This is a genomic window from Streptomyces sp. NPDC048600 (assembly GCF_055587025.1).
Genome location: NZ_JBVJGZ010000026.1, coordinates 15,691 through 31,258 on the forward strand (window position 1 = coordinate 15,691; position 15,568 = coordinate 31,258).

Genomic DNA, 15,568 nt, shown 5'->3' on the forward strand with positions numbered 1-15,568 from the left:
GCCGACCGGAGCGGCGGGCCGCCCCCGCCGGACACGCGTGGGCCCCGGCCCCCTCTCGGGGAACCGGGGCCCACGGGCGATGCCGGTCTCAGCGCACGAACACCCCGGCCTGGCCCGCCAGGTCCAGGAAGTACTGCGGCGCCACGCCGAGCACCAGCGTGACCGCCACGCCCACGCCGATCGCCGTCGTCGTCAGCGGCGACGGCACGGCGACGGTCGGGCCCTCAGGCCGCGGCTCGCTGAAGAACATCAGCACGATCACCCGGATGTAGAAGAACGCGGCGATCGCCGAGGAGATCACACCGACCACGACCAGCGGCGCCGCGCCGCCCTCCGCCGCCGCCTTGAACACGGCGAACTTGCCGGAGAAGCCCGAGGTCAGCGGGATGCCCGCGAAGGCCAGCAGAAACACCGCGAACACGGCCGCCACGAGCGGGGACCGCCGGCCCAGACCGGCCCACTTGGACAGGTGCGTCGCCTCACCACCGGCGTCCCGGACGAGCGTGACCACCGCGAACGCGCCGATCGTCACGAACGAGTAGGCGGCCAGATAGAAGAGGACGGAGGAGACGCCCTCCGGCGTGGTCGCGATGACACCCGCCAGGATGAACCCCGCGTGCGCGATCGAGGAGTACGCCAGCAGACGCTTGATGTCCGTCTGGGTGATCGCCACGATCGCGCCGCCCAGCATGGTGACGATGGCCACGCCCCACATCACCGGCCGCCAGTCCCAGCGCAGGCCCGGCAGCACCACGTACAGCAGACGCAGCAGGGCGCCGAAGGCGGCCACCTTGGTCGCGGCCGCCATGAAGCCGGTCACCGGGGTCGGCGCGCCCTGGTAGACGTCCGGCGTCCACATGTGGAACGGCACCGCGCCCACCTTGAACAGCAGGCCCATCAGGATCAGCGCGGAGCCGACCAGCAGCAGCGCGTCGTTGCCCATGGTGCCGGCGAGAGCCGGGCTGACCTCGGGGACCGAGCCGTCGACGACCTGCGCGATCGCCGCGTACGACATCGAGCCGGAGTAGCCGTACAGCAGGGCGATGCCGAACAGCGTGAACGCGGAGGCGAACGCGCCGAGCAGGAAGTACTTCACGGCCGCTTCCTGCGACATCAGCCGCTTGCGGCGGGCCAGCGCGCACAGCAGGTACAGCGGGAGCGAGAAGACCTCGAGCGCGACGAACAGCGTCAGCAGGTCGTTGGCCGAGGGGAACAGCAGCATGCCCGCGACCGCGAAGAGCAGCAGCGGGAACACCTCGGTGGTGGTGAACCCGGCCTTCACCGCGGCCTGCTCGCTCTCGCTGCCGGGCACGGAGGCGGCCTGCGCGGCGAAGGAGTCGACGCGGTTGCCGTGCGACTGCGGGTCGAGTCGGCGCTCGGCGAAGGTGAACAGGCCGACCAGCGCCGCCAGCAGGATCGTGCCCTGGAGGAACAGTGCCGGACCGTCGACGGCGATCGCACCCATGGCCGCGACGCCCGCCTTGGTGGTGCCGTACCCGTCCGCGGCGAGCGCCACGACCGCCGCGAACGCGGCGACCAGGGCGACGACCGAGACGAACATATGGGCGTAGTAACGGGACTTGCGCGGCACGAACGCCTCGACCAGTACTCCGACGATCGCCGCGCCCACGACGATCAGGGTGGGCGACAATTGCCCGTATTCGATCTTCGGCGCGTCGATCTTCGTGATCGGGTCGGCCGCGGTTGTCCACAGGCTGTGGACGGCTGTTGCGCTCACTTGGCCGCCTCCACCTCGGGCCGGGGGTCCTTCTTCTGTACGTCGGACATGGTGTGCTCGACCGCCGGGTTGACGATGTCCGTCAGCGGCTTCGGGTAGACACCCAGGAAGATCAGCAGCACCACGAGGGGCGCGACCACGGCGAGTTCACGGAGCCTGAGGTCGGGCATCGTGGCGACCTCGGTCTTCACCGGGCCGGTCATCGTCCGCTGGTACAGGACGAGGGTGTACAGCGCGGCGAGCACGATGCCGAGGGTGGCGATGATGCCGACCACCGGGTACTCGGCGAACGTGCCGACCAACACCAGGAACTCGCTGACGAACGGCGCGAGCCCCGGCAGCGACAGCGTCGCCAGGCCGCCGATCAGGAAGGTGCCCGCGAGCACCGGGGCGACCTTCTGCACACCGCCGTAGTCGGCGATGAGCCGCGAGCCGCGCCGCGAGATGAGGAAGCCGGCCACCAGCATCAGGGCGGCCGTCGAGATGCCGTGGTTGACCATGTAGAGGGTCGCGCCGGACTGGCCCTGGGTGGTCATCGCGAAGATGCCCATGATGATGAAGCCGAAGTGCGAGATCGACGCGTACGCCACCAGGCGCTTCATGTCCCGCTGGCCGACCGCGAGCAGCGCCCCGTAGATGATGCTGATCAGGGCGAGGACGAGGATCACGGGCGTCGCCCACTTCGAGGCCTCCGGGAACAGCCCGAGGCAGAAGCGGAGCATCGCGAAGGTGCCCACCTTGTCGACGACCGCGGTGATGAGGACGGCGACCGGGGCGGTGGCCTCCCCCATCGCGTTGGGCAGCCAGGTGTGCAGCGGCCACAGCGGGGCCTTCACCGCGAAGGCGAAGAAGAAGCCCAGGAACAGCCAGCGTTCGGTGCTGGTCGCCATGTCGAGCGTGCCGTTGGCGCGGGCCTCGGCGATCTCGGGGAGCGAGAAGTTCCCGGCGACCACGTACAGGCCGATCACCGCGGCCAGCATGATCAGACCGCCGACCAGGTTGTAGAGGAGGAACTTCACGGCCGCGTACGACCGCTGCGTCGAGGCCGCCTCCTCGCCGTGCTCGTGGGCACGGTCCCCGAAGCCGCCGATGAGGAAGTACATCGGGATGAGCATGGCTTCGAAGAAGATGTAGAAGAGGAAGACGTCGGTGGCCTCGAAGGAGAGGATCACCATGGCCTCGACGGCGAGGATCAGGGCGAAGAAGCCCTGGGTCGGCCGCCACCGCTTGCTGCCGGTCTCCAGCGGGTCGGCGTCGTGCCAGCCCGCGAGGACGATGAACGGGATCAGCAGGGCGGTGAGCGCGATCAGCGCCACCCCGATGCCGTCCACGCCCAGTTCGTAGCGGACCCCGAAGTCCGCGATCCAGGAGTGGGACTCGGTTAGCTGGTACCGGTCGCCGTCGGGGTCGAAGCGGACCAGGACGGCGACGGCCAGGGCCAGCGTGGCCAGCGAGAACAGCAGCGCCAGCCACTTGGCGGCGGTGCGGCGCGCGGCGGGCACGGCGGCCGTGGCCACCGCCCCGATGGCCGGGAGCGCCGCCGCCGCTGTCAGCAGGGGAAAGGACATCGGTATCAGACCGCCCTCATCAGCAGGGTCGCGGCGACGATGAGTGCCGCACCGCCGAACATCGAGACCGCGTACGACCGCGCGAAGCCGTTCTGGAGCCGGCGCAGCCGTCCGGAGAGGCCGCCGACCGAGGCAGCCGTGCCGTTGACGACGCCGTCGACCAGGGTGTGGTCGACGTAGACCAGGGACCGGGTGAGGTGCTCGCCGCCGCGGACCAGGACCACGTGGTTGAAGTCGTCCTGGTACAGGTCGCGGCGGGCGGCCCGGGTGAGCAGCGACCCGCGCGGGGCGACGGACGGGACCGGGCGGCGGCCGTACTGGAGGTAGGCGACGGCGACGCCGATGACCATGCAGGCCACCGTCGCGCCGGTCACCGCGCCCGCGCTGATCGGCGCGTGGCCGTGGTCGTGCCCGGTGACGGGCTCCAGCCAGTTCAGGAAGCGGTCGCCGATGCTGAAGAAGCCACCCGCCGCGACCGAGCCGACGGCCAGGAGGACCATCGGGATCGTCATGATCTTCGGCGACTCGTGCGGGTGCGGCTCGTGGCCGTCCGCGTCGGGCTGCCAGCGCTTCTCCCCGAAGAACGTCATGATCATCACGCGCGTCATGTAGAAGGCGGTGAGGGCCGCGCCCAGCAGGGCCACGCCGCCGAGGATCCAGCCCTCGGTGCCGCCCTTGGCGAACGCCGCCTCGATGATCTTGTCCTTGGAGAAGAAGCCGGACAGGCCCGGGAAGCCGATGATGGCGAGGTAGCCGAGGCCGAAGGTGACGAAGGTGACCGGCATGTACTTCCTGAGGCCGCCGTACCTGCGCATGTCCACCTCTTCGTTCATGCCGTGCATGACCGAACCGGCGCCGAGGAACAGCCCGGCCTTGAAGAAGCCGTGCGTCACCAGGTGCATGATCGCGAAGACGTAGCCGATGGGGCCGAGGCCCGCGGCGAGGACCATGTAGCCGATCTGCGACATGGTCGACCCGGCCAGCGCCTTCTTGATGTCGTCCTTCGCGCAACCGACGATCGCACCGAACAGCAGCGTGACCGCGCCGACGATGGTGACGACGAGCTGCGCGTCCGGTGCCGCGTCGAAGATCGCGCCGGAGCGGACGATCAGGTAGACGCCCGCGGTCACCATGGTCGCGGCGTGGATGAGGGCCGAGACCGGGGTCGGGCCCTCCATCGCGTCCCCGAGCCAGGACTGCAGCGGCACCTGGGCCGACTTGCCGCAGGCCGCGAGCAGCAGCATCAGCGCGATGGCGGTGAGCCTGCCCTCGGAGGTGTCGGCGACCAGGCCGGGCTCCTCGTGCGTGCCGAGGAGGGGACCGAAGGCGAACGTGCCGAACGTCGTGAACATCAGCATGATCGCGATCGACAGGCCGATGTCGCCGACGCGGTTGACCAGGAAGGCCTTCTTCGCGGCCGTGGCCGCGCTGGGCTTGTGCTGCCAGAAGCCGATCAGCAGATAGGAGGCGAGACCGACGCCCTCCCAGCCGACGTACAGCAGCAGGTAGTTGTCGGCGAGGACCAGCAGCAGCATCGCCGCGAGGAACAGGTTCAGATAGCCGAAGAAGCGGCGGCGGCGCTCGTCGTGCTCCATGTACCCGACCGAGTACAGGTGGATCAGCGAGCCGACGCCCGTGATCAGCAGCACGAACGTCATCGACAGCTGGTCGAGGCGGAAGGCGACGTCCGCGTCGAAGCCCCCGACCTGGATCCAGGTGAACAGGTGCTGGGTGACGGTGCGGTCCTCGGCGGCCCTGCCCAGCAGGTCGGTGAACAGGACGAGACCGAGGACGAAGGAGACGGCCGCCAGCGCCGTGCCGATCCAGTGGCCGACGGCGTCGAGACGCCGGCCGCCGCACAGCAGTACGGCCGCTCCGAGCAGAGGCGCCGCGATGAGCAGCGCGATCAGGTTCTCCACGATTCAGCGACCCCTTACAGCTTCATCAGGCTGGCGTCGTCGACCGAGGCCGAGTGGCGGGAACGGAACAGCGACACGATGATCGCCAGCCCGACCACGACCTCCGCGGCGGCGACGACCATCGTGAAGAACGCGATGATCTGCCCGTCGAGATTGCCGTGCATCCGGGAGAAGGCGACGAACGCGAGGTTGCAGGCGTTCAGCATCAGCTCGATGCACATGAACAGCACGATCGCGTTCCGCCTGATCAGCACGCCGGTGGCGCCGATCGTGAACAACAGGGCGGCGAGGTAGAGGTAGTTGACCGGGTTCACTTCGACGCCTCCTCGGTCCGCTTGAAGTGGGGCGGCTCGATCTCGCCACGCTCCAGGCGCTCCTCGGCGCGCTGCTCGATGGCCTTCAGATCGTTGAGCGCCTGCGCCGAGACGTCCCTGATCTGGCCGCGCTCGCGCAGGGTCTTGCTGACCGTGAGCTCCGACGGGGTGCCGTCGGGGAGCATGCCCGCGATGTCCACGGCGTTGTGCCGCGCGTACACGCCGGGCGCCGGCAGCGGCGGCAGGTGCTTGCCCTCGCGCACCCGCTGCTCGGCCAGCTCGCGCTGGGTCATGGCGCGCTCGGTGCGCTCGCGGTGGGTGAGCACCATCGCGCCGACGGCGGCCGTGATGAGCAGCGCGCCGGTGATCTCGAACGCGAAGACGTACTTGGTGAAGATGAGGGCCGCGAGGCCCTCCACATTGCCGTTCGCGTTCGCCTGGCCGAGGCCGTTGAACTCCGTCAGGGAGGCGTTGGCGATGCCGCCGATCAGCAGGATGCCGAAGCCGGTGCCGCACAGCAGGGCCAGCCAGCGCTGGCCCTTGATGGTCTCCTTCAGGGAGTCCGCCGCGGTGACACCGACGAGCATCACCACGAACAGGAACAGCATCATGATCGCGCCGGTGTAGACGATGATCTGCACGACACCGAGGAAGTAGGCGCCGTTGGCGAGGTAGAACACCGCCAGGACGATCATGGTGCCGGCCAGGCAGAGCGCGCTGTGCACGGCCTTCTTCATCAGGACGGTGCACAGGGCGCCGATCACCGCGACGGTGCCGAGGATCCAGAACTGGACGGCCTCGCCGGTGGAGGTGGTGTAGGCGGCGAGCTGCGTGCTCATGCGTCCACCTCCTGCCCCGAGGGCTCCTCGCCCTTGGAGACCGCGGTCTGCTGCTCCGTGCCCGGAGCCGCCTCCGTCACCAGGCCCCGGTAGTAGTCCTGTTCGTCCATGCCGGGGTAGATGGCGTGCGGACTGTCGACCATGCCCTCGTCCAGACCGGCGAGCAGCTGCTCCTTGGTGTAGATGAGGTTGGCCCGGCTGGAGTCGGCCAGCTCGAACTCGTTGGTCATCGTCAGCGCGCGCGTGGGGCACGCCTCGATGCACAGGCCGCACAGGATGCAGCGGGCGTAGTTGATCTGATAGACGCGGCCGTAGCGCTCGCCCGGGGAGTAGCGCTCCTCGTCGGTGTTGTCCGCGCCCTCCACATAGATCGCGTCGGCCGGGCAGGCCCACGCGCACAGTTCACAGCCGACGCACTTCTCCAGGCCGTCCGGATGGCGGTTGAGCTGGTGCCGTCCGTGGAAACGGGGAGCGGTGGTCTTCTGCTGCTCCGGGTACTGCTCGGTCAGCCGCTTCTTGAACATGGCCTTGAAGGTCACGCCGAAGCCGGCCACGGGGTTCTGGAAACCGGGCTTCGACTGCTCGGTCTCCTTGGGCTCCTCAGCCATCGGACGCCTCCTTTCCATCCAGAGATCCGTCACTGGCAGTATCCGGTCCGCCACTGACAATCAGCTCCCGCTCCCGGCGCGGGCGCCTGCGCGGGGCCGCGGGCAACTCCTGTCCGGGCAGCGGCGGCACGGGGAATCCGCCCGCCATCGGGTCGAAGGGGGCGCGGTCCGCGGGCGCCGCCTCCGCCTGCCCGTCCCGGCCGCCGCGGAAGAAGTCCGCGACGAAGGAGAGCAGCAGCAGGGCGATCACACCGCCGCCGACGTACAGGGCGATGTCGGCGAAGTCGTAGTTCTCGTTGCGCAGGGCCCGCACGGTCGCGACGAGCATCAGCCAGACCAGCGAGACCGGGATGAGGACCTTCCAGCCGAGCTTCATCAGCTGGTCGTAGCGGACCCGCGGGAGCGTGCCGCGCAGCCAGATGAAGAAGAACAGCAGCAGCTGCACCTTCACGGTGAACCACAGCATCGGCCACCAGCCGTGGTTGGCGCCCTCCCAGAAGCCGCTGATCGGCCACGGGGCCCGCCAGCCGCCCAGGAAGAGCGTCACCGACACGGCCGAGACGGTCACCATGTTGACGTACTCGGCGAGCATGAACATCGCGAACTTGATCGACGAGTACTCGGTGTTGAAGCCGCCGACCAGATCGCCCTCGGACTCCGGCATGTCGAACGGCGCCCGGTTGGTCTCGCCGACCATCGTGATCACGTAGATGATGAACGACACCGGCAGCAGCAGGATGTACCAGCGGTCCGCCTGCTGTTCGACGATCGTCGACGTCGACATCGAGCCCGAGTAGAGGAACACCGAGGCGAACGCGGCACCCATCGCGATCTCGTACGAGATCATCTGCGCGCAGCTGCGCAGACCGCCGAGCAGCGGGTACGTCGAACCGGAGCTCCAGCCCGCCAGCACGATGCCGTAGATGCCGACCGAGGCGACCGCGAGGATGTAGAGCATCGCGATCGGCAGGTCGGTGAGCTGCATCGTGGTGCGGGTGCCGAAGATCGAGATCTCGTTGCCGGCCGGGCCGAAGGGGATCACCGCGATCGCCATGAAGGCCGGGATGGCAGCCACGATCGGCGCGAGGATGTAGACGGCCTTGTCCGCGCGCTTGACGACGAGGTCTTCCTTCAGCATCAGCTTGATGCCGTCGGCGAGCGACTGGAGCATGCCCCAGGGCCCGTGCCGGTTGGGCCCGATGCGCAACTGCATCCAGGCGACGACCTTGCGCTCCCAGACGATGGAGAACAGCACGGTCACCATCAGGAAGGCGAAGCAGAACACCGCCTTGATCGTGACCAGCCACCAGGGGTCGCGGCCGAACAGCGAGAGGTCTTCAGCGGCGAGGAACGGGCTCATGCCTCCACCTCCTTGGGTGCCTCGCCGGCGGAGACCGCCGGGCCGATGCGGACGAGGGAGCCGGGCTGTGCCCCGGCGTCGGGGGCGACGCCCCGGCCGGTGGAGTTCAGCGGCAGCCAGACCACGCGGTCGGGCATCTCGGTGATCTCCAGCGGCAGTTCGACGGTGCCGGAGGGTCCGGTCACGACCAGGACCTCGCCGTCCCGCACCCCCGCCTCGACGGCCGTGGCCGCCGACACGCGCGCGTGGGCCGCGTGCCGCGTCCCGGCGAGCGCCTCGTCGCCCCGCTGGAGCGCGCCGAGGTCCAGCAGCAGCCGGTGTCCGGCGAGCACGGCCTCCCCGGCCGCGGGCCGGGGCAGCACACCGCCGCTCTCCCGCGGCTCGCCGGCCCGCTGACCGTCCCACGCGCCCAGCCGGTCCAGCTCGGCGCGCGCGGTCCGCAGGTCCGGCAGGCCCAGGTGGACGTCCATGGCGTCGGCCAGCATCTGGAGCACCCGCGCGTCGCCGGGCGCCAGGCGCCGGGTCATCTGGTCGGGCTTCAGCGCGGCCTCGAAGGAGCGCACCCTGCCCTCCCAGTTGAGGAAGGCACCGGCCTTCTCGGCGACCGCGGCGACCGGCAGCACCACGTCCGCCTGCGCGGTGACCTCGCTGGGCCGCTGCTCCAGCGACACCAGGAAGCCGACCTCGTCCAGGGCCTCACGCGCGCGTGCCGGGTCGGGCAGGTCGGCGACCTCCACACCGGCCACCAGCAGGGCCCGCAGTTCGCCGGAGGCCGCGGCCTCGACGATCTGGCCGGTGTCGCGGCCGTAGCGGTGCGGGAGTTCGGCGACGCCCCAGGCGGCCGCGACCTCCTCGCGGGCACGCGGGTCGGTGGCCGGACGCCCGCCCGGCAGCAGCGACGGCAGCGCGCCCGCCTCGATCGCGCCGCGCTCACCGGCCCGGCGCGGGATCCACACCAGCCGCGCGCCGGTCGCCGTGGCGGCCCGTACGGCGGCGGTGAGCCCGCCGGCGACGGCCGCCAGCCGCTCGCCGACGACGATCACCGAGCCCTCGGCACGCAGCGCCTCGGCGCACCGGCCGCCCGGCTCCTCCAGGCCGACGCCGCTCGCGAGCGCGTCCAGCCACTCGGTCTCGGTGCCGGGAGCGGCCGGCAGCAGGGTGCCGCCCGCCTTCTGGAGTCCGCGGGTGGCGTAGGTGGTCAGTGAGAACACCTTCTGGCCGTGTCCGCGCCAGGCCTTGCGCAGCCGCAGGAAGACTCCGGGGGCCTCCTCCTCGGACTCGAAGCCGGCCAGCAGCACGGCCGGCGCCTTCTCCAGGGAGGTGTAGGTGACGCCCGTGCCGTCGAGGTCCCGGCCGCGTCCGGCGACCCGGGCGGCGAGGAAGTCGGCCTCCTCGCTGCTGTGCACGCGCGCGCGGAAGTCGATGTCGTTGGTGTCGAGCGCCACGCGCGCGAACTTGCTGTACGCGTACGCGTCCTCGACGGTCAGCCGGCCGCCGGTGAGCACACCGGCGCGGCCGCGCGCGGCCAGCAGTCCCTCGGCCGCGGCCTGGAGCGCCTCCGGCCAGGACGCGGGCACGAGCCTGCCGTCGGCGTCGCGCACCAGGGGCGTCTCGACGCGGTCGCGCGCCTGCGCGTACCGGAACCCGAAGCGCCCCTTGTCGCAGATCCACTCCTCGTTGACCTCGGGGTCCGCCGCCGCGAGGCGCCGCATGACCTTGCCGCGCCGGTGGTCGGTGCGGGTGGCGCAGCCGCCGGAGCAGTGCTCGCACACGCTCGGCGAGGAGACCAGGTCGAAGGGCCGGGAGCGGAACCGGTACGCCGCCGAGGTGAGCGCGCCGACCGGGCAGATCTGGATGGTGTTGCCGGAGAAGTACGACTCGAACGGGTCGCCCTCGCCCGTGCCGACCTGCTGGAGCGCGCCCCGCTCCAGCAGTTCGATCATCGGGTCGCCGGCGATCTGGTTGGAGAAGCGGGTGCAGCGCGCGCAGAGCACACAGCGTTCCCGGTCCAGCAGCACCTGGGTGGAGATCGGCACGGGCTTCTCGAACGTCCGCTTCTTTCCCTCGAAGCGGGACTCGGAGTGGCCGTGCGACATGGCCTGGTTCTGCAGCGGGCACTCGCCGCCCTTGTCGCAGACGGGGCAGTCCAGCGGGTGGTTGATGAGCAGGAGCTCCATCACACCCTTCTGCGCCTTCTCCGCGACGGGCGAGCTGAGCTGGGTCTTCACCACCATCCCGTCGGTGCAGGTGATGGTGCAGGAGGCCATCGGCTTGCGCTGGCCCTCGACCTCGACGATGCACTGGCGGCAGGCGCCGACCGGCGCGAGGAGAGGGTGGTCGCAGAAGCGGGGCACCTCGATGCCGAGCTGCTCGGCGGCCCGGATGACCAGGGTGCCCTTGGGCACGCTGATCTCGGCGCCGTCGATCGTCAGCGACACGAGGTCCTCGGGCGGCACCGCCGCCTCCCCGCCTCCGGAGGGAGCGCTGGTGGTCACTGTCATGCGTTCACCTCCGTACGGTCGGCCCAGGCCGTCGACTTGGCCGGGTCGAAGGGGCAGCCGCGGCCCGTGATGTGCTGCTCGTACTCCTCGCGGAAGTACTGCAGCGAGGAGAAGATCGGCGAGGCGGCGCCGTCGCCGAGGGCGCAGAAGGACTTGCCGTTGATGTTGTCGGCGATGTCGTTCAGCTTGTCGAGGTCGCTCATCACGCCCTTGCCGGCCTCGATGTCGCGCATCAACTGGACGAGCCAGTACGTGCCTTCACGGCAGGGCGTGCACTTGCCGCAGGACTCGTGGGCGTAGAACTCGGTCCAGCGGGTCACCGCCCGCACCACGCAGGTCGTCTCGTCGAAGCACTGGAGTGCCTTCGTGCCGAGCATGGAGCCCGCGGCGCCGACTCCCTCGTAGTCGAGGGGGACGTCGAGGTGCTCGTCGGTGAGCAGCGGGGTCGAGGAGCCGCCGGGCGTCCAGAACTTGAGCCGGTGCCCGGGGCGCATGCCGCCGCTCATCTCCAGCAGCTGGCGCAGGGTGATGCCGAGCGGGGCCTCGTACTGGCCGGGGCTCGCGACATGGCCGCTGAGCGAGTAGAGCGTGAAGCCCGGGGACTTCTCGCTGCCCATCGACCGGAACCATTCCTTGCCGTTCTGGAGGATGGCGGGAACCGAGGCGATGGACTCGACGTTGTTCACCACAGTCGGGCAGGCGTAGAGGCCTGCCACCGCCGGGAAGGGAGGACGCAGCCGCGGCTGGCCACGGCGGCCTTCCAGCGAGTCCAGCAGCGCGGTCTCCTCGCCGCAGATGTACGCGCCCGCGCCCGCGTGCACGGTGAGGTCGAGATCGAGTCCGCTGCCCAGGATGTTCGTGCCGAGGTAGCCCGCCTCGTACGCCTCGCGCACGGCCGCGTGCAGCCGCCGCAGTACGGGGACGACCTCACCCCGCAGATAGATGAACGCGTGCGAGGACCTGATGGCGTAGCACGCGATGACGATGCCCTCGATGAGGCTGTGCGGGTTCGCGAAGAGGAGCGGGATGTCCTTGCAGGTACCGGGCTCCGACTCGTCGGCGTTGACCACGAGATAGTGCGGCTTTCCGTCCCCCTGCGGGATGAACTGCCACTTCATCCCGGTCGGGAAGCCTGCGCCGCCGCGGCCGCGCAGCCCGGAGTCCTTGACGTAGGCGATCAGGTCGTCCGGCGTCATGGCGAGCGCCTTGCGCAGGCCCTCGTACCCCTCGTGCCTGCGGTAGACGTCCAGGGACCAGGAGCGGTCCTCGTCCCAGAATGCCGACAGCACGGGTGCGAGCAGCTTCTCGGGGCCGGTGTCTTTCAGCTCGGGTGCCAAGGTCATCACTCCCCCTCCTCGGCGGTCGGCTTGTCCTGGGGTTGCTCGCGCGGGTGGACCACGCGCGGGGATGCGGTCTCGCCCTTGGCCAGGCGCAGGCCCACCAGCGACGCGGGTCCCGCGCTGCCGCTCGCCTCGACGGCTCCGGGGCGCTCGTCGGGGAAACCGGCCAGGATCCGCGCGGTCTCCTTGAAGGTGCACAGCGGCGCGCCGCGCGTGGGCGAGACCACCCGGCCGTCGCGCAGGTCGTCCACCAGGCGCTTGGCGCTCTCGACGGTCTGGTTGTCGAAGAACTCCCAGTTGACCATCACGACCGGCGCGAAGTCGCAGGCCGCGTTGCACTCGATGTGCTCCAGGGTGACCTTGTCGTCGGCGGTCGTCTGGCCGTTGCCGACGGCCAGGTGCTCCTGGAGCGCCTCGAAGATCGCGTCGCCGCCCATCACCGCGCACAGGGTGTTGGTGCACACCCCCACCTGGTAGTCGCCGGAGGGCTTGCGCCGGTACATGGTGTAGAAGGTGGCGACGGCGGTGACCTCGGCCGTGGTCAGCTCCAGCACGTCGGCGCAGAACTGCATCCCGGTGCGGGTGACGTGTCCCTCCTCGGACTGCACGAGGTGGAGCAGCGGCAGCAGGGCGGAGCGGGAGTCCGGGTAGCGGGCGATGACCTCGCGCGCGTCGCGCTCGAGCCGTTCCCGGACGTCGTCCGGGTAGGCGGGCGCGGGCAGCTGGGGCATGCCCAGGCTCACGCCCCGCTCGGAAGAAGAGGTGGTCACCGGTCGACGCCTCCCATCACGGGGTCGATGGACGCGACGGCGACGATGACGTCGGCGACCTGGCCGCCCTCGCACATCGCCGCCATGGCTTGCAGGTTGGTGAAGGACGGGTCGCGGAAGTGGACCCGGTAGGGGCGGGTGCCGCCGTCGGACACGGCGTGCACGCCGAGCTCGCCCTTGGGTGACTCGACGGCCGCGTACGCCTGTCCCGGCGGGACGCGGAAGCCCTCGGTGACCAGCTTGAAGTGGTGGATCAGGGCCTCCATGGAGGTGCCCATGATCTTCTTGATGTGGTCGAGGGAGTTGCCGAGGCCGTCCGGGCCGAGCGCGAGCTGCGCGGGCCAGGCGATCTTCTTGTCGGCGACCATGACCGGGCCGGGCTGGAGCCGGTCCAGGCACTGCTCGACGATCCCGAGCGACTGGCGCATCTCCTCCAGGCGGATGAGGAAGCGGCCGTAGGAGTCGCAGGTGTCGGTGGTCGGGACGTCGAAGTCGTAGGTCTCGTAGTCGCAGTAGGGCTGCGACTTGCGCAGGTCGTGCGGCAGACCGGTCGAGCGCAGGATCGGGCCGGTGGCGCCGAGGGCCATGCAGCCGGCCAGGTCGAGGTAGCCGATGTCCTGCATACGGGCCTTGAAGATGGGGTTCCCGGTGGCGAGCTTGTCGTACTCCGGGAGGTTCTTCTTCATCTTCTTCACGAACTCGCGGATCTGGTCCACCGCGCCGGGCGGCAGGTCCTGGGCGAGTCCGCCGGGGCGGATGTAGGCGTGGTTCATCCGCAGGCCGGTGATGAGCTCGTAGATGTCGAGGATCATCTCGCGGTCGCGGAAGCCGTAGATCATGATCGTGGTCGCGCCGAGCTCCATGCCGCCGGTGGCGATGCACACCAGGTGGGAGGAGAGCCGGTTCAGCTCCATCAGGAGCACCCGGATGATCTTGGCCCGCTCGGTGATCTGGTCCTCGATGCCGAGGAGCTTCTCGACGGCGAGGCAGTAGGCAGTCTCGTTGAAGAAGGACGTCAGGTAGTCCATGCGCGTCACGAACGTGGTGCCCTGCGTCCAGGTCCGGTACTCGAGGTTCTTCTCGATGCCGGTGTGGAGGTAGCCGATGCCGCAGCGGGCCTCGGTGACGGTCTCGCCGTCGATCTCCAGGATCAGGCGGAGCACTCCGTGCGTGGAGGGGTGCTGGGGGCCCATGTTGAGGACGATGCGCTCGTCGTCGGCACGGGCCGCGGCCTTGACGACCTCGTCCCAGTCGCCACCGGTGACCGTATATACGGTGCCCTCGGTGGTCGCGCGCCCCGTTGCGTGCTGCGTGCTCATGAGTACGACCTCCGCTGGTCCGGAGCCGGGATCTGGGCGCCCTTGTACTCGACGGGGATGCCGCCGAGGGGGTAGTCCTTGCGCTGCGGATGGCCCTGCCAGTCGTCCGGCATCATGATCCGCGTCAGGGCCGGGTGGCCGTCGAAGACGATCCCGAAGAAGTCGTACGTCTCGCGCTCGTGCCAGTCGTTCGTCGGGTAGACCGGGACGAGCGAGGGGATGCGCGGGTCGCTGTCGGGGGCGCTGACCTCCAGCCGGATCAGCCGGTTGTGGGTGATCGAGCGCAGGTGGTAGACGGCGTGCAGCTCGCGGCCCTTGTCCTCGGGGTAGTGCACCCCGCTGACGCCGGTGCACAGCTCGAAGCGCAGGGCCGGGTCGTCGCGCAGGGTGCGGGCGACGCGCGGCAGGTGTTCGCGCTCGATGTGGAAGGTGAGTTCGTCGCGGTCGACGACCGTCCTCTCGATCGCGTTCTCGGGGAGCAGGCCCTGCTCCTCCAGCGCGCCCTCGAGTTCGTCGGCGACCTCGTCGAACCAGCCGCCGTAGGGGCGGCTCGCCGGGCCGGGGAGCCGGACCGAGCGCACCAGGCCGCCGTAGCCGGAGGTGTCGCCGCCGTTGTCGGCGCCGAACATGCCGCGCTGGACGCGGATCTCCTCGCCGCCCTGGCCGCGCTGGCCGGGGAGGTTGGAGGCGCTCAGGTCCTTCTCGGGGTTCACCCCGTTCGCGTCGCTCACCGCAGCAGCCCCTTCATCTCGATCGTCGGAAGGGCCTTGAGCGCCGCTTCCTCCGCCTCCCGGGCCGCTTCCTCCGCGTTCACGCCGAGCTTGGAGGTCTGGATCTTCTGGTGGAGCTTGAGGATCGCGTCCATCAGCATCTCGGGCCGGGGCGGGCAGCCGGGCAGGTAGATGTCGACCGGGACGATGTGGTCGACGCCCTGGACGATGGCGTAGTTGTTGAACATGCCGCCCGAGGAGGCGCAGACCCCCATGGAGATCACCCACTTGGGGTTCGGCATCTGGTCGTAGACCTGCCGGAGCACCGGCGCCATCTTCTGGCTGACCCGGCCGGCGACGATCATCAGGTCCGCCTGGCGCGGTGATCCGCGGAAGACCTCCATGCCGAAGCGCGCCAGGTCGTACCGGCCGGCGCCCGTGGTCATCATCTCGATGGCACAACAGGCGAGGCCGAACGTGGCGGGGAAGACGGACGCCTTGCGCACCCAGCCCGCGGCCTGCTCGACGGTGGTCAGCAGGAATCCGCTCGGCAGCTTTTCTTCGAGTCCCATGTCCTTTAAG

Annotated in this window: 13 protein-coding genes; all 13 read right to left on the reverse strand. The window is 70.0% G+C overall.

All coding sequences use genetic code 11. The features are described 5' to 3' along the window. Positions 1 to 88 precede the first annotated feature (88 nt). The 13 genes from nuoN to ACZ6SQ_RS29235 are packed head-to-tail and all read right to left on the reverse strand — an operon-like array spanning position 89 to position 15,558. The gene (gene nuoN, locus ACZ6SQ_RS29175) at positions 89 to 1,738 is read right to left on the reverse strand and encodes an NADH-quinone oxidoreductase subunit NuoN (protein ID WP_386380600.1); all 1,650 of its coding nucleotides are present in this window, start codon (positions 1,736 to 1,738) and stop codon (positions 89 to 91) included. After that, on the reverse strand, positions 1,735 to 3,306 hold the full coding sequence (locus tag ACZ6SQ_RS29180; RefSeq protein WP_469567228.1) for an NADH-quinone oxidoreductase subunit M: 1,572 nt from the start codon (positions 3,304 to 3,306) through the stop codon (positions 1,735 to 1,737). The genes nuoN and ACZ6SQ_RS29180 overlap by 4 nt, the downstream gene beginning before the upstream one ends. A 5-nt stretch (positions 3,307 to 3,311) precedes the next feature. Next, positions 3,312 to 5,225, reverse strand: coding sequence for an NADH-quinone oxidoreductase subunit L (gene nuoL / locus ACZ6SQ_RS29185; RefSeq protein WP_469567230.1), 1,914 nt, complete (start codon positions 5,223 to 5,225; stop codon positions 3,312 to 3,314). 14 nt (positions 5,226 to 5,239) lie between these two features. Beyond that, on the reverse strand, positions 5,240 to 5,539 hold the full coding sequence (nuoK, locus tag ACZ6SQ_RS29190) for an NADH-quinone oxidoreductase subunit NuoK (protein WP_053760538.1): 300 nt from the start codon (positions 5,537 to 5,539) through the stop codon (positions 5,240 to 5,242). After that, complete coding sequence (locus ACZ6SQ_RS29195; protein WP_469567233.1) at positions 5,536 to 6,378, reverse strand: NADH-quinone oxidoreductase subunit J; 843 nt, start codon at positions 6,376 to 6,378, stop codon at positions 5,536 to 5,538. Before ACZ6SQ_RS29195 ends, nuoK begins: the two co-directional genes overlap by 4 nt. After that, on the reverse strand, positions 6,375 to 6,986 hold the full coding sequence (gene nuoI / locus ACZ6SQ_RS29200; RefSeq protein WP_469567236.1) for an NADH-quinone oxidoreductase subunit NuoI: 612 nt from the start codon (positions 6,984 to 6,986) through the stop codon (positions 6,375 to 6,377). Before nuoI ends, ACZ6SQ_RS29195 begins: the two co-directional genes overlap by 4 nt. Further along, entirely contained in the window at positions 6,979 to 8,346 is a 1,368-nt protein-coding gene (gene nuoH, locus ACZ6SQ_RS29205) for an NADH-quinone oxidoreductase subunit NuoH (RefSeq protein ID WP_386380595.1), read from the reverse strand. Before nuoH ends, nuoI begins: the two co-directional genes overlap by 8 nt. Beyond that, positions 8,343 to 10,847 carry an NADH-quinone oxidoreductase subunit G gene (locus tag ACZ6SQ_RS29210; protein ID WP_469567240.1) on the reverse strand — a complete coding sequence of 835 codons (2,505 nt, stop codon included), beginning with the start codon at positions 10,845 to 10,847 and terminating at the stop codon, positions 8,343 to 8,345. Before ACZ6SQ_RS29210 ends, nuoH begins: the two co-directional genes overlap by 4 nt. Further along, positions 10,844 to 12,190 (reverse strand): NADH-quinone oxidoreductase subunit NuoF, encoded by a 1,347-nt coding sequence (nuoF, locus tag ACZ6SQ_RS29215; RefSeq protein WP_386380593.1) that lies wholly within the window; start codon positions 12,188 to 12,190, stop codon positions 10,844 to 10,846. Before nuoF ends, ACZ6SQ_RS29210 begins: the two co-directional genes overlap by 4 nt. Continuing rightward, positions 12,190 to 12,957, reverse strand: a complete 768-nt coding sequence (nuoE, locus tag ACZ6SQ_RS29220) for an NADH-quinone oxidoreductase subunit NuoE (protein WP_469567242.1) — start codon at positions 12,955 to 12,957, stop codon at positions 12,190 to 12,192. The genes nuoF and nuoE overlap by 1 nt, the downstream gene beginning before the upstream one ends. After that, the gene (locus ACZ6SQ_RS29225; RefSeq protein ID WP_469567244.1) at positions 12,954 to 14,276 is read right to left on the reverse strand and encodes an NADH-quinone oxidoreductase subunit D; all 1,323 of its coding nucleotides are present in this window, start codon (positions 14,274 to 14,276) and stop codon (positions 12,954 to 12,956) included. The genes nuoE and ACZ6SQ_RS29225 overlap by 4 nt, the downstream gene beginning before the upstream one ends. Continuing rightward, a complete protein-coding gene (locus tag ACZ6SQ_RS29230) occupies positions 14,273 to 15,007 on the reverse strand; it encodes an NADH-quinone oxidoreductase subunit C (protein WP_469567246.1) in 735 nt (244 codons plus the stop codon). Before ACZ6SQ_RS29230 ends, ACZ6SQ_RS29225 begins: the two co-directional genes overlap by 4 nt. Next, the gene (locus ACZ6SQ_RS29235) at positions 15,004 to 15,558 is read right to left on the reverse strand and encodes a NuoB/complex I 20 kDa subunit family protein (protein ID WP_003998928.1); all 555 of its coding nucleotides are present in this window, start codon (positions 15,556 to 15,558) and stop codon (positions 15,004 to 15,006) included. Before ACZ6SQ_RS29235 ends, ACZ6SQ_RS29230 begins: the two co-directional genes overlap by 4 nt. Positions 15,559 to 15,568 lie beyond the last annotated feature (10 nt).

Excerpts from the sequence above, each read along its gene's own strand:
- ACZ6SQ_RS29180 (WP_469567228.1), bottom strand. The coding sequence starts at position 3,306 with ATGTCCTTTCCCCTGCTGACAGCGGCGGCGGCGCTCCCGGCCATCGGG.
- ACZ6SQ_RS29195 (WP_469567233.1), bottom strand. The coding sequence starts at position 6,378 with ATGAGCACGCAGCTCGCCGCCTACACCACCTCCACCGGCGAGGCCGTC.
- nuoI (WP_469567236.1), bottom strand. The coding sequence starts at position 6,986 with ATGGCTGAGGAGCCCAAGGAGACCGAGCAGTCGAAGCCCGGTTTCCAG.
- nuoH (WP_386380595.1), bottom strand. The coding sequence starts at position 8,346 with ATGAGCCCGTTCCTCGCCGCTGAAGACCTCTCGCTGTTCGGCCGCGAC.
- ACZ6SQ_RS29210 (WP_469567240.1), bottom strand. The coding sequence starts at position 10,847 with ATGACAGTGACCACCAGCGCTCCCTCCGGAGGCGGGGAGGCGGCGGTG.
- nuoF (WP_386380593.1), bottom strand. The coding sequence starts at position 12,190 with ATGACCTTGGCACCCGAGCTGAAAGACACCGGCCCCGAGAAGCTGCTC.
- ACZ6SQ_RS29225 (WP_469567244.1), bottom strand. The coding sequence starts at position 14,276 with ATGAGCACGCAGCACGCAACGGGGCGCGCGACCACCGAGGGCACCGTA.
- ACZ6SQ_RS29235 (WP_003998928.1), bottom strand. The coding sequence starts at position 15,558 with ATGGGACTCGAAGAAAAGCTGCCGAGCGGATTCCTGCTGACCACCGTC.